This window comes from Niallia sp. M35 (genome assembly GCF_050971705.1).
Classification (GTDB): Bacteria; Bacillota; Bacilli; order Bacillales; family Cytobacillaceae; genus Niallia; species Niallia circulans_A.
The window spans coordinates 1-13374 of sequence record NZ_JBPCEP010000008.1 but is presented as its reverse complement, the minus strand read 5'-3'; the positions used below and the strand labels follow the sequence as shown (position 1 = coordinate 13374).

At 36.7% G+C, this 13374-nt stretch carries 12 protein-coding genes and 4 pseudogenes; all 16 read right to left on the bottom strand.

What is annotated here, in order from left to right; genetic code table 11:
* Positions 1-717: 717 nt before the first annotated feature.
* Complete coding sequence (locus NiCM35_RS12010) at positions 718-1203, bottom strand: immunity protein YezG family protein (RefSeq protein WP_123259268.1); 486 nt, start codon at positions 1201-1203, stop codon at positions 718-720.
* Complete coding sequence (locus NiCM35_RS12005; protein ID WP_095331943.1) at positions 1204-1644, bottom strand: DNA/RNA non-specific endonuclease; 441 nt, start codon at positions 1642-1644, stop codon at positions 1204-1206.
* 22 nt (positions 1645-1666) lie between these two features.
* Positions 1667-2146, bottom strand: coding sequence for a hypothetical protein (locus NiCM35_RS12000; protein WP_164463825.1), 480 nt, complete (start codon positions 2144-2146; stop codon positions 1667-1669).
* Positions 2147-2402: 256 nt separating this feature from the next.
* Positions 2403-2816 (bottom strand): annotated as a pseudogene (locus NiCM35_RS11995) (recombinase family protein); the annotation flags it as partial.
* A gap of 486 nt (positions 2817-3302) precedes the next feature.
* Complete coding sequence (locus NiCM35_RS11990; RefSeq protein ID WP_144454110.1) at positions 3303-3845, bottom strand: T6SS immunity protein Tdi1 domain-containing protein; 543 nt, start codon at positions 3843-3845, stop codon at positions 3303-3305.
* A 14-nt stretch (positions 3846-3859) separates the two neighbouring features.
* Positions 3860-4441: a polymorphic toxin type 15 domain-containing protein gene (locus NiCM35_RS11985; RefSeq protein WP_433779755.1), complete on the bottom strand. Its 582-nt coding sequence runs from the start codon at positions 4439-4441 to the stop codon at positions 3860-3862.
* A 466-nt stretch (positions 4442-4907) separates the two neighbouring features.
* A pseudogene (locus NiCM35_RS11980) lies at positions 4908-5107 on the bottom strand (recombinase family protein); the annotation flags it as partial.
* Between the two features lie 438 nt (positions 5108-5545).
* Positions 5546-5806, bottom strand: coding sequence for a hypothetical protein (locus NiCM35_RS11975; RefSeq protein WP_249878397.1), 261 nt, complete (start codon positions 5804-5806; stop codon positions 5546-5548).
* Positions 5806-6681: a zincin-like metallopeptidase toxin domain-containing protein gene (locus NiCM35_RS11970; RefSeq protein WP_433779633.1), complete on the bottom strand. Its 876-nt coding sequence runs from the start codon at positions 6679-6681 to the stop codon at positions 5806-5808. Before NiCM35_RS11970 ends, NiCM35_RS11975 begins: the two co-directional genes overlap by 1 nt.
* A gap of 91 nt (positions 6682-6772) precedes the next feature.
* Positions 6773-6974, bottom strand: a pseudogene (locus NiCM35_RS11965) (recombinase family protein); the annotation flags it as partial.
* Between the two features lie 611 nt (positions 6975-7585).
* On the bottom strand, positions 7586-8023 hold the full coding sequence (locus tag NiCM35_RS11960) for an SMI1/KNR4 family protein (RefSeq protein ID WP_163186139.1): 438 nt from the start codon (positions 8021-8023) through the stop codon (positions 7586-7588).
* 5 nt (positions 8024-8028) lie between these two features.
* Positions 8029-9492 carry a hypothetical protein gene (locus NiCM35_RS11955; protein WP_433779630.1) on the bottom strand — a complete coding sequence of 488 codons (1464 nt, stop codon included), beginning with the start codon at positions 9490-9492 and terminating at the stop codon, positions 8029-8031.
* Positions 9493-10037: 545 nt separating this feature from the next.
* Positions 10038-10433 carry an immunity 22 family protein gene (locus NiCM35_RS11950; RefSeq protein ID WP_433779629.1) on the bottom strand — a complete coding sequence of 132 codons (396 nt, stop codon included), beginning with the start codon at positions 10431-10433 and terminating at the stop codon, positions 10038-10040.
* Positions 10434-10453: 20 nt separating this feature from the next.
* Positions 10454-10936, bottom strand: coding sequence for a hypothetical protein (locus NiCM35_RS11945; protein ID WP_249878306.1), 483 nt, complete (start codon positions 10934-10936; stop codon positions 10454-10456).
* Positions 10937-11110: 174 nt separating this feature from the next.
* On the bottom strand, positions 11111-12343 hold the full coding sequence (locus NiCM35_RS11940) for an IS110 family RNA-guided transposase (protein ID WP_433779627.1): 1233 nt from the start codon (positions 12341-12343) through the stop codon (positions 11111-11113).
* 132 nt (positions 12344-12475) lie between these two features.
* A pseudogene (locus NiCM35_RS11935) lies at positions 12476-13251 on the bottom strand (recombinase family protein).
* Positions 13252-13374: the final 123 nt, after the last annotated feature.

Genomic DNA, 13374 nt, shown 5'->3' with positions numbered 1-13374 from the left:
CTTCTTCTATTCCCTAAATGGTATATTCCCCCTGGCCACCTGATACTTTTGGTTCTAAAAAATATAAATCATTCATTCCTTCCTACCACAATCTTACCTTTTCACTGGCGGATTAAATATTTACCATTTTAAAACCAATAGCGAATATTTTACGACCGTCTATAGTAAAAAACCAACCCAAAACTTTAAGCCAAGGTAGCACATGCAAGCACTTTCGTGTTACTTCTTGTTTATCGTCAGGAGCTAATCTCGTTAGTTTGTCAGCCATTCCATGTTATTAAACCACCCCTATGTTATTTCGCCTAGTTATTGTGCTTCTCACAAAATCCAAATATAAAATCAATACTCCATGATGATACTATCTTCATGAGCAATGAAATCATACACTCATTATTTATGTTGTCTAAAGAGTACATTCCATACAAAAAAGCACTTGTTGTCTTTAATTGACAATCAAGTGCTTTAAGTTCATATGTTTTTAATAAACATTAAATTTGTAAGTTTTGTAATAACAGTATGACACCTATTGTATGTCATGACAACTACTACGTTAAAACTTACGAGTTCGTTAGTTTTATGTCCATTCCATGTCTTTATATTCGTCGCACAGTAAAATGTCATCTCGCCTAAGCTCGTACTTCGTTTTCTATTCTATCATTGCACACCATCATGGAGTTTGTATTTTCAAACACCTTATATCTATAACTCTAGTAGAAATCATTTTTGTGTATTAATATATTCTCTAATTAGTTTCACATCACTTTCTCTCTTTTCATCAGGGGAAATTCCTAATTTTTTATACTTCCATATAATTAATCTCTCATAATGATTATAATTATTTTCTTCCTCTAATAAAGTATAATCAAATTCAATATCAAACTTACCAGTAGAATATAACTCAAATGTTAAATTAGTCCAAGGTTCCTGCTTATTTCTTTTAAATTCTTCCCATAACTCTCTAAAGATGCTGTCAAGAAGATTTAATTGTCGATCAGTCTCGTCTTCATCAATTCCTTCCATATCTTCAATATCTAAACTGTATATTGGTTCCTGCTTATTTTTTGGATAGTAGAAAAATACCGTCGAATCACTATATTCATCAACTTCTGAATATACCATTACTTTTTCCCATGGTTCTGGAATAATATTGTTTAACTGTATGGCTACTTTTTGATAAATACTTTCCATGTTCTCTGTATTCATTTACTTTCCTCCATATACATTTTTTAAACTGGCTTTAAATTTTTCTCCATCAATTCTATATTTTATGTTAAAGCTAACTGGTCTCACAGAATCCCCTTCATATACAGGTCTAATGTCAACTATAACTTCCCTCTTATCTCTTAAAGCTTTTGCCCAAGCAAATTCCAATTTTTTATAAGCACTTACATTAACATTACCATTCATTGCAACTATATTATCAATTAGCGGAGATCCATTAAATTGCGTACCGATTAAATGTCCACCATGATCGCCTTGAGTACTAGGAGCTTTAACTCGGTCTTCTCCACCAGCAGCTAACTGATGTTTACTATTACGTTCTCCCATCTCTAGCGTTAATTCTCCAGAAGCTCTCTCAATTCTTCCTAGTTCATCTGTTTGATATAGATATCCATTCGTTTCATATTTTACATTAGGTTTCAATTTAAATTCATCTAAAAAGTGACTACCATTTAACTACATCATCAAAAGCCTTACTAGTATTACCCGTACCCTTAGTAGTCCCCTTCCCTTCCACTTTCCTCAAAGAGGCTGGAACGATGGAATCCATCCGATTTTCTATTGTGGCTCTGCTCCACACATTGACAGGAGCCTGATTCGCCGTACTTAGTTGGAAGGACGGATGGGGCGTAAAGTTTTGTCTAAAGAAGTGGGTGACTTCTTGGACATATTGTTTTCCACTATTTTTTATGCCATTAGGCCATAGGCTGTTCTCTTTCTTCCTTCCATCGATTCGTTGGAGCGATTCTGTTGTTTTTTGTGAAATGGCTGAACGGATACCGTTGGCTTTATTTTTACTTTTTTCTCCTTTTAACAGCTTAAGGTATTTTGCTTGGCCGACATATGGGAGGAAGGAAGTGGCTGCACTTCCCGATACATACATGATCCCTTCTTTTTCGGCGGTGTCTGTTATAGACTGCGCCATCGATTCAAGGACGATTGTAGGATCGTTTTATAACTACATTTCGAATGCTTTCCAGCTGTTGTTTATTATATCTGCTTCGCTCTTTTTCTTCCATATCTGTATCGTCAAACAGACTAAATAGGAGGCTGGGAGCCCGATACCTTTCCTGAATGGCACGGCTAAGTCTATAGGTTACTCCCCATTCAATCTGGGTGAGATTTCCCCCAATATCGTTCCAATCGACTCTCATCACTGTTTATGGAAATAAGGGTAATACCTTCCTTGCCTTCTTGTTTCTTCCCTTCGTTAATTTAAGGGCAATTTCAAGCTGTTGATATTGGTCTAATAACTCCATTATGCCATTGACCAAAAAATCGTTGGGGTCTTTCTTATGGATACTGTAAGATGGTTGTTCAATGCTCTTAATGTAACAGCCATACTTCTTTAGCTCTCGTTGTATCAACACCTTTACATTGTCTGACCGTCATAATCGGCTTATGTTCAGCACCACCACATAATCAATTTGGACAGACGAAAGGTGAGCCAACATTTCCTGTAAGCCCCCCCTGTCTATTTCTAATGCTTCTTCATTTAGTTTTGCGCCACTAATTCCTTCATCTCTAAAAATATGTATCAAGTTCAAGCCTTGTTCTTCACAGTATGCTTTAATTTCATCTTCTTGATATTTCAAGCTATATCACTCTTTAGCTTGCCCTTGAGTGGAGACTCGTATATACCCAACAACGTTCAACTTTTCACCCTACCGTTACGAAAATTAAAATTTATGTAACGCTTTTTAAACGAATAGCGAGTATTATACGGCCGTCTTTAGTAAAAACACAACCCAAATTTTTTAATCCAAAGCAGTAATAGAACGCCCTTCACGTTATCCATTGTTTATCGTCACGAGCTTTGTCATTCTCGTTAGTTTATTAGCCAATCCATGTCATAACTACCGCTGCCATGTAAAATGTCATCTCGCCTTTTTATCGTACTTCTCACAAAATCCAAATATAAAATCTATACTCCATGATGGTACTACCTTCATGAGCTATGAATTTCAGTAAAGCAATATCCAATATCGTCCAAAGTTAAGATTTCTAAAAAAACAAAAACACCTGATTCCTAATAAGGCAATCAAGTGCTTATAGTTAATTCTGTAACATACTCCCGAATATTACTGAACTGGTCCCATAAATTCAGTAATAATAAGAATATGTTCCTTCAGTTTGACTTTTTTTAGATTCTCTACTTTTTCTGCTCCACCTAAACCTAATAGCGGTGTATAACCGAAGCACTCATCATAATCTAACTCACTATATTGTTTAAGGGCTTCGGGATAAGGTTGCCAAGACAAATCTTCATCTTTAAATTCCAAATCATTAATATTTTGAAAGAAAAATTCAAATGTAAACATAATTGTCTTTACCACACCATACCTGTAATTAAGTAGTCTAACATATCCATCTGACCAAATAACTAGGTCACCCATACCTGTAGCAAACAACACAACTGAATCCTTGTATCTTTGACTACTCTCTCCCAAAATCTCTTTAAATTCCTCTGGATTTACACTTTTAAAATACCCTTGCATAAATGTACCAAATCCATAATTACTCCATAAATCTATAATTTCATTTGGTACCAGTTGCATATATTTTTCAATGATTTCACTCGGAACTTTATTATGCAATTTAAAATCTTTTAAGTATTTTTCCATTTATACTCCTCCCACTAATGTGTTAATTTCACATTCAAATAAGTATTTTTTAGTTGTTCTGGTGTCATACTTTTTGCTAATTCCTTGATTTGTTCATCAACAATATCAATCCTATACCGCCATTGACTATCTATTGATGAATTTATTCTCTTATCTCCCAAACCTCCTATTACTTCTGCCTTTCCTTCCGCTATCTGGTCTGGGTTGTGAAGTGCAGCTTGAGTATCTAACCACTCCTTAGCTTGTTTCTTAGCTTTCGATAACGTTAATCCTTCTCTTTGTAGTTCATTTATCTTTTGTACATAAGCTTCTTCCCTAGCAGCTTGTTGTGCAGCGTTACCTTCAATTGCACGCCCTTGTTCAATATACTTCTCACGATTTTTTAAATACTCATCAACTGTTAGTTTATTCATACCTTTTTCTTGGTCTTTCAATTGTCTTGCAAACTCTTCGGAGTCATGTTTATCATTTCTTTTAAAATTAACTTCAACTTCTTTTATTCTTGGTACATCAACCAAATGCTTTACATTACCCGTACCCTTAGTAGTCCCCTTCCCTTCCACTTTCCTCAGAGAAGTCGGAACGATGGAATCCATCCGATTTTCTATCGTGGCTCTGCTCCACACATTGACAGGAGCCTGATTCGCTGTACTTAGTTGGAAGGACGGATTGGGCATAAAGTTTTGTCTAAAGAAGTGGGTGACTTCTTGGACATATTGTTTTCCACTATTTTTTATGCCATTAGGCCATAGGCTGTTCTCTTTCTTGCTTCCATCGATCCGTTGGAGCGATTCTGTTGTTTTTCGTGAGACGGCTGAACGGATTCCGTCGGCTTTATTTTTACTTTTTTCTCCTTTTAACAGCTTAAGGTATTTTGCTTAGCCGACATATGGGAGGAAGGAAGTGGCTGCACTTCCCGATATATACATGATCCCTTCTTTTTCGGCGGTGTCTGTTATAGACTGCGCCATCGATTCAAGGACGATTGTAGGATCGTTTTATAACTAACTACATTTCGAATGCTTTCCAGCTGCTGTTATTATATCTGCTTCGCTCTCTTTCTTCCTGTAAGCCCACCCTGTCTATTTCAAATGCTTCGTCATTCAATTTGGCGCCGCTAATTCCTTCCTCTCTAAAAATATAATCAAGTTCAGGCCTTGTTCTTTACAAAATGCTTAATTTTCATCTTCTTGATATCTCAAGCTATATCCATCTCTTGCCTGCCCTTGAGTTGAGACTCGTATATACCCAACAACGTTCAACTTTTCACCCTCCCGTTACATAAATTATAATTTGTGTAACGTTTTTTAAACAAATAGCGAGTATTATACGACCATCTCTTGTAAAAATACAACCCAATTTTTGTCTACCCTGTTGCTAAACTAGTAAGCTTCTTACGTAATCTACCTTTTATCACCACGAGCTTTGTCAATCTCGTTAGTTTGTCAACAATTCCATATCATAACTATTCCTGCCATGTAAAATGTCATCTCGCCTATTTCTCTTTCCTATTCATTTCCCGTAAAGTATTAAAACGATACTCCTTGATGGTACAACCATCATGAGCTCTCGATTCTCAAACAAATCATTTTCTTATTGTCTCACTCAAATATCAGCTGATTTAGTATAAATTAAAGTAAAAAACCTTGAAAGGCATTTAGCCAATCAAGGTTCATTCAATTTGGTTCTGAAAGGCTACTTTACTTATCTCTATTAGCTATGTGAGATTCGACAGCCTCTTCTAAACTCATTGCTTTTTCTAAATCATCATCCACAAGTATAAGTAAAGGACCCTCTAAAATATCCCCTTCTGAAGTTCTAACTTCAAAAGTAGCAGCCCAATATTTTGGAGAAATTCTAGATATTTCCACACCTATTAGTTCTAATTTGAAGTTTTCATTCCTATCTTTATTTACATATTCAAGCGCCAGTTGTTCTGCTCTTTCTCTCGATAACTTCATTATCGAATACCTCCATATTGTGTTATATACCAGTTAGCATGTAGTTGCTCAGCTTCGTTTAAGGAATTCCATCTTTTTGGGTTATTTGATAACATATCATAAACAAATTGCTCAGGAGCATTGAATTTTGTTAAATCATTCATTGGAACTGGTCCGCTAGTACGAGGCAAATTTGAATAAGCCTCTTTCCCGATTTGTTTATATTGAATATAGTGTGACAATTCATGCCAAACTTCATATTGTGTGGGGTTACTTTTCAATACCAGTTCCCCAGTATTATAGTTAAAGCCTCCTCCTTTTCCTGGTGGCAAAAACTCATCTCCAACCTTGAGTGTTACTCCTCTTTTTTCAAGATAATTGCCTAAAAGTTTCAAGTCTTTTTCACTATAGTGTTTACCACCAAGGCGACCTGTTTCTTCCACATAATCAATCTTCCCCGTACCCTTAGTAGTCCCTTTCCCTTCCACTTTCCTCAGAGAAACCGGAACGATTGAATCCATCCGATTTTCTATCGTGGCTCTGCTCCACACATTGACAGGAGCCTGATTCGCTGTGCTTAGTTGGAAGGACGGATGGGGCATGAAGTTTTGTCTAAAGAAGTGGGTGAATTCTTGGACATATTGTTTTCCACTATTTTTTATGCCATTAGGCCATAGGCTGTTCTCTTTCTTGCTTCCATCGATCCGTTGGAGCGTTTCTGTTGTTTTTCGTGAAATGGCTGAACGGATTCCGTCGGCTTTATTTTTACTTTTTTCTCCTTTTAACAGCTTAAGGTATTTTGCTTGGCCGACATATGGGAGGAAGGAAGTGGCTGCACTTCCCGATACATACATGATCCCTTCTTTTTCGGCGGTGTCTGTTATAGACTGCGCCATCGATTCAAGGACGATTGTAGGATCGTTTTATAACTAACTACATTTCGAATGCTTTCCAGCTGCTGTTATTATATCTGCTTCGCTCTCTTTCTTCCTGTAAGCCCACCCTGTCAATTTCTAATGCTTCTTCATTCAGTTTTGCACCACTAATTCCTTCCTCTCTAAAAATATGGATCAAGTTCCAGCCTTGTTCTTTACAATACCCTTTAATTTCATCTTCTTGATATTTCAAGCTGTATCCATCTTTTGCTTGCCCTTGTGTCGAGACACGTATTATACCCAACAACGTTCAACTTCTCACCCTCCCGTTACATAAATTTTAATTTTCGTAACGCTTTTTAGCGAATAGCGAGTATTATACGACCGTCTCTTTTAAAAATACAACCCAATTTTTGTCTGCCCTGTTGCTAAACTAGTAACCTTCTTACGTAACCTACCTTTTATCGCCACGAGCTTTGTCAATCTCGTTAGTTTGTCAACCATTCCATATCATAACTATTCCTGCCATGTAAAATGTCATCTCGCCTATTTATCGTACTACTCTCGCAAAGCAAGTATTAAAACAGAATGCCTTGATGGTACTACCTTCATGAGTTATGAATTTCATGTAGACATTTTAATTTGTCCAAAGTTACATTTCTAACAAAAAGCACTTGTTGCCATAAGTAGACAATCAAATGCTCTATTCAATGTTTTACTTCCTATATAATTTAGTTGTGCAACGTAAGATTTCCATAAAAAAATCTATAAAGAGTCTTAAAAACATCTACATCATTTTCGTTTAATACTGCTTTTATTTCATTACCTTTAAAACAACTTTTCAAGCGTAACAGTCCATACGTGAGTAGTATGTGTGGACTATTTTACGCTTGCTTTTATATTTTATTGCTGAGAACCCGAAGTATTAATCAACCATATCCCTAAAGTACTCTGCATCCTCATCAACCTTTCTTATAAATTCCTCCAATGAACCAGCAATTTGGGTTTCAAAAAAATATACAGGAGTTTGTTGTGGAGTATTTAAATCAAGAGTTAAATATACACCCTCGTTTACTTCATAAAACACTAATTTATCATCGTCCTCATATATTCCTTCTAAATCTGGATCAAACTCGTAAATACCTTCTCTCAAAGTAATATCAGCTATAGTATCTGGATCCATAATTCTATTTATTGCGTTCCCATCGCTTCCTTTTATAAAGCCATACCCAACTTCTAAGTAAAAATCTCTAAGTTCATTAGGTAACTCAAACCCAAGTCTTTCTTCCGCATCTAACAGTTCGTTTTCTTGTAGTCTAATAAATTTATGCTTATCATTTTTCACAAAATCAAATGTAGCCATTAAAACTACCTCCTTGGAAATAACTTATTTGATGGCGAACCCTTACCATGAATCCCTGCCTGGTGTTCATCAGGAAATTTAGCGGGATGTATATTCCACCATTCGTGAGGACCGCCAATATTATTTTCTATAATATGATGAGCATCATATGGTTGACCTATATCCCTTGCTAATCTACCTTTTTTATCATAAATTTCCTCAGTATATCTTGGCCAAGTTTGTCCCGTGTTTTCTTCCCATTCTTTAATCAATTTATTTTTCACACTATTGAATTTATTCCTGTGTTTTAAAGTTTCCAATGGTGTCATTTTTTCATATTTATTTTCTCTTAAAGTACCCTTTAATCTTTCTATTTGTGATTTATGAAGTTTCAATCCAGTTTTTGACTCAACATCTCTAATATAATCTTTAGCTAAATCGTAATCAATTTTTACCGTACCCTTAGTAGTCCCCTTCCCTTCCACTTTCCTCAAAGAGACCGGAACGATGGAATCCATCCGATTTTCTATCGTGGCTCTGCTCCACACATTGACAGGAGCCTGATTCGCTGTGCTTAGTTGGAAGGACGGATGGGGCATGAAGTTTTGTCTAAAGAAGTGGGTGACTTCTTGGACATATTGTTTTCCACTATTTTTTATGCCATTAGGCCATAGGCTGTTCTCTTTCTTGCTTCCATCGATCCGTTGGAGCGATTCTGTTGTTTTTTGTGAAATGGCTGAACGGATTCCGTTGGTTTTATTTTTACTTTTTTCCACTTTTAACAGCTTAAGGTATTTTGCTTGGCCGACATATGGGAGGAAGGAAGTGGCTGCACTTCCCGATACATACATGATCCCTTCTTTTTCGGCGGTGTCTGTTATAGACTGCGCCATCGATTCAAGGACAATTACGGGGTCGTGGATAACCGCATCGAGTGTTTCTGTAGCACTCTCTATCCTTTTCGTAGAAGCTTTTTTTAGAAAATCTGGCTCTATAGAATCTGGAATGATTCCTGATGCGGCCACGATTCCAGCATCGATCACAAGCGTAATAAGGCCTTTGGCTATCTCATAAATCGCTACCGCGAGCCCCTTTACAAAATCCCAAGCTCCCTCTGCTGTTACAGAAATCACATCGCTTACCTTTTCAGAGAAGGTTGTATAGCGATCCTTGACCTGAGAGGCCTTGTTTGCATATTCATCATCTGTGTTTTCATACTTTTTTACTTTTGACTCATAGAGATCCCACAGCTCTTCCATTTTATTTTTTAACTTGGATTGAACAGATTCCATATCATTTCGAATGCTTTCCAGCTGTTGTTTATTATATCTGCTTCGCTCTCTTTCTTCCAGATCTGTATCGTCAAACAGACTAAATAGAAGGCTGGGGGACCGATACGTTTCCTGAATGGCGCGGCTAAGTCTATAGGTTACTCCCCATTCAATCTGGGTGAGATTCCCCCAAATATCGTTTCGATCGACTCTCATCATGCTGTTTTTGGAAATAGAGGGGAATACCTTCCTTTGCCTTCTTGTTTCTTCCCTTCGTTAATTTAAGGGCAATTTAAAGCTATATCCATCTTTGGCTTGCTCTTATGTTGAAACTCGTATACCCTACAACATTCAACTTTGACCCTCCTTTTAGGAAAATTGTAATTTTCGTAACGTTTTTTAACGAATAGCGAATATTATACGACCGACCGTCTCTTGTAAAAATACAACCATAAGTTATTTTTCTTATACAATAAAACAGCACCTCTTTTAGTTATCGTAACGAGCTTTGTCATTCTCTTTAGCTTAAGTGCTTTACAGTACATAAGTATAAGTATCCCTGCCTTATAAAACATCATCTCGTTCGGTTCTCGCACTTTTCTCGATAGACAAGGTATTACAAGTTACTCCATGAGGTCTCTATTTTACATAAGTTATACTTTACTGTATTCAACCAAACGTATTACATGCAAAAAGCACCTTTTGTCAACTAACAAAAAGTGCTTCGTGGCTTCAAATACTATATTAATTATCATATTCAGTTACTAATCTTCATAAATAACAGACCCCATATATTTAAGGCTCCTACCATCAAGTTTTGCTTCCTCAACAAATTCCTCATATTCAAAATCATATAACCGAATAACAATATTGTACTTTTCTTCTAAACTTTCACCATAAAAGTCTTTAAGCTCACTTATAAGTGCGTCAGAATAAGAAGCATTCTTTAGTAATTCAGACAAAGAAGACGTAGGATATTCATTGTAAGTACATTCTAATAAATCTTGGTTATACTCAAGGAAGTCTATTTTAAAATCATTCATAAAGCTTGAAGGAATTCTGTCTCCCTCATTATCATATTTTATTTCTATATACTTGCTTAGCAAATTCTCATTACTACAATTTCCAAACCAAAGAGAAACAGCTCCTGGGTTTTCCATCTTAATCCCCCCATTTCTAATTATCTAAGCCCTTCAGGTAAAGAATCAATTCCGCCTTTCAACCTATAATGTGCCCAATTTTTTAATTTCCTTTTAAATGTTTCATAATCAAGTGAGTGATCAATCAGATCAAGAAGCTCTCTATGAGCTTTTCCAGAACCATCAAACCCATGTCTTCCTATTGGGTTTACAAACTCAACGTCTTTCGTTAACGTTCTCATTTCTGCTATATCTTCAGCCGTTACGCCCCACCGCTTAAAAATTGGTGCTCGAGATACTAGATGCCATTCATGGTACCCACCGGGATAACGAATCCTACTCTCAATTATAGTCCTTAATTTTGGAGTAGACCAGGCTAGTTCAAATTCATCTATGCTCAATTCATTAAACCATTTTGCAAAATCTTTACTTCCTGGCATAGTTTCAGGTGTAAACGTTCTAGTCCTAGAGGTTTCTTTAACAAAGTTGCCTTTTACAAGATTATTTAATTGCTCATTTGACAATCTTTTTTCCTTCTATTTTTTACTAGCAGAAGGTTTCTCTCTTACCCCAGTTTTAACGCTACTTGCTTTAGGTCTTGCTGGCTTAGATATACTAGTTTCACCCGTACCCTTAGGAATATCTAAATTAGTACTTAATAAAAGGATGGCAGTCTATTTAACCACCACCCAAACTGATTAACTTGCCTTCGTTTCAGGCATTCTTGGCAGAATATAAGCCGTTTTATTTTTCATCATACCATAGACAATTCTGACTAATCTCCTCATAATACAGAGAAGGGCTTGTGACTTGGATTTCCCTTCACTTTGCTTTTGATTATAGTAAGCATAAAACACAGGATTACGAGGAATTTTATTCCCCTTACTTACTTGGACTTGTTGAACAGCTAGGTTGTAAAAAACATCATATAGCTTTCGGTTGCCTTGTTTCGTTTTCTTCATCGTTTCCTTGCCACCCGAACCCATCTTGATAGGGGCTATCCCTGCATATCTTGCTAATTTGTCAGAGTTTGCGAACCGGTGAATGTCTCCGATTTCAGCAATTAAAGCGGATGAAGTAACCGTATCAATCCCTGGCATGGTTTCAAGCTGCATACCTAACTTCTGAATAGTTACTTTTAATTCTCTATCTACCTTCTTGATTTCCCTTTTCTTAAAGCTAATATCTCGAACTATGCTTTGAATGATAAAGTCTCTTGATGTTTGGTATTCTCGTTTTACTTCTCCATCTGCTTGAACAAGTGTTAATATTTGCTCTGCCTTTCTAGTGGAACAAGCATTGTTACTCACTTCTAATAGGAACTTCCGTAAGTCCTCTACTGTTTCCCCCTCCAAATGAGATGGTGAAGGGTAGCTTTCCCAAAAAGCTAAAGCTGTTTTTCCATCTACTTCTGAAAAGAAATCCTTGTAACTTGGATAATGATAGTTTAATTGCATATGCAGTTGGTTTTTCAAGGATGTTTGTGTTTTCACTAAAGCATTTCTTCTACCAACAAGTTGAGCGATTATCCAATGAATATCAGATGCTGTAGCTTCAGGTAAATACGGTAGGTCACGTATTAAAACCCTTGCCACACATTGAGCGTCCCAATTATCATTCTTTTGTGTCATCGCATAGCTGTTCCGTTCTGCATTGGATAAAGAGGAGTTAACAAATTTCAGAATGTAACCTTGTTCAAGCAGATACAACGCTAAATCTCGTCCGTAACCACCTACATCTTCTAATCCAAATATAGGGGTCAAATCTTCTGTTAAATACCTATTCACATACTCTAGTAAACTTGGAAAGATGGCTGGTTTATTTTGAAACGTCATTTCCCCTAGCTTTTCATTCCAACAATCCAATATCACCGCTGTATGTTGAAACTTGTGTAAATCTAGTCCTATATAAATATACTTATCTCTTCTCATCAGAAAACCTCACCCCTATATTCGATTGAACGGATAAAGTAAGACAGAGAATGTCAGCAACCTTAGGTCGAGCGTTAGTCTCTAGGGACTCGCAAGGGTACGAAAGCCTATCCATTCTCTATCTGTTAACCGTTATAAAATGGCTTGATGTTTGCCATCTGCTGTTATGTCACCATAGGGTATAACCCACTATAAAAGGCTTTTCTATCTAAAATCCTTTTGACTTGGACTTTAGTAAACAACTTTTCTTGTTTTGTTCGATGACCTTCCTCATTCAGTTGTTCCGCTAGTTGAGTTAATGACCATGAAGGATACTGTTCCTTTAAGTCAAACACTCGTTGTACGGTTTTGGCTTGTCTATCATCTATGACAAGGATTTTCTTACCTTTTTCCACTTTGTAGCCTAATGCGACATTTCCACCTGAATAGCCGCCCTGTTGGGCTTTCTTATTCCGCCCTCTCCCTAGCTTTAAAGAGATTTCTAATCGTTGATATTGATCTAATAACTCCATTAAACCATTGATTAAAAAATCGCTAGGGTCTTTCTTATGGATACTGTATTGTGGTTGTTCAATACTCCGAATGTCTATTCCATACTTTTTCAATTCCCGATGAACTAACACTTTCACAATGTCTGACCGCCATAAACGGCTTGTATTCAGTGTGACAACATAATCCACCTTTTGATGGGTGAGATACTCCAACATCTCCTGAAAGCCTAATCTGTCCACTTCTAACGCTTCTTCGTCTACTTTAGCCCCACTGATACCTTCGTCCCTAAACAAGCGTAAAAGCGTGTATCCATGAGTCTGACAGTAAGTCTTGATTTCATCTTCTTGGTAAGCAAGACTGTAACCATCTCTTGCTTGTCCTTGTGTAGATACTCGAATATATCCGATAACTTTCATGGTAGTTTCCCCCTCCGTTACGCTAATCTCAATTAACGTAACGCTTAGCCGCTATAATTAATATAAATTCATTGTATGCGGCTTTAGCGATACAATCAACCCCTTTACCGATACAAGTTTGTG

Excerpts from the sequence above, each read along its gene's own strand:
- NiCM35_RS12010 (WP_123259268.1), bottom strand. The coding sequence starts at position 1,203 with ATGAATACAGAGAACATGGAAAGTATTTATCAAAAAGTAGCCATACAG.
- NiCM35_RS12000 (WP_164463825.1), bottom strand. The coding sequence starts at position 2,146 with ATGGCGCAGTCTATAACAGACACCGCCGAAAAAGAAGGGATCATGTAT.
- NiCM35_RS11990 (WP_144454110.1), bottom strand. The coding sequence starts at position 3,845 with ATGGAAAAATACTTAAAAGATTTTAAATTGCATAATAAAGTTCCGAGT.
- NiCM35_RS11985 (WP_433779755.1), bottom strand. The coding sequence starts at position 4,441 with ATGGATTCCATCGTTCCGACTTCTCTGAGGAAAGTGGAAGGGAAGGGG.
- NiCM35_RS11975 (WP_249878397.1), bottom strand. The coding sequence starts at position 5,806 with ATGAAGTTATCGAGAGAAAGAGCAGAACAACTGGCGCTTGAATATGTA.
- NiCM35_RS11970 (WP_433779633.1), bottom strand. The coding sequence starts at position 6,681 with ATGGCGCAGTCTATAACAGACACCGCCGAAAAAGAAGGGATCATGTAT.
- NiCM35_RS11960 (WP_163186139.1), bottom strand. The coding sequence starts at position 8,023 with ATGGCTACATTTGATTTTGTGAAAAATGATAAGCATAAATTTATTAGA.
- NiCM35_RS11955 (WP_433779630.1), bottom strand. The coding sequence starts at position 9,492 with ATGATGAGAGTCGATCGAAACGATATTTGGGGGAATCTCACCCAGATT.
- NiCM35_RS11950 (WP_433779629.1), bottom strand. The coding sequence starts at position 10,433 with ATGGAAAACCCAGGAGCTGTTTCTCTTTGGTTTGGAAATTGTAGTAAT.
- NiCM35_RS11940 (WP_433779627.1), bottom strand. The coding sequence starts at position 12,343 with ATGAGAAGAGATAAGTATATTTATATAGGACTAGATTTACACAAGTTT.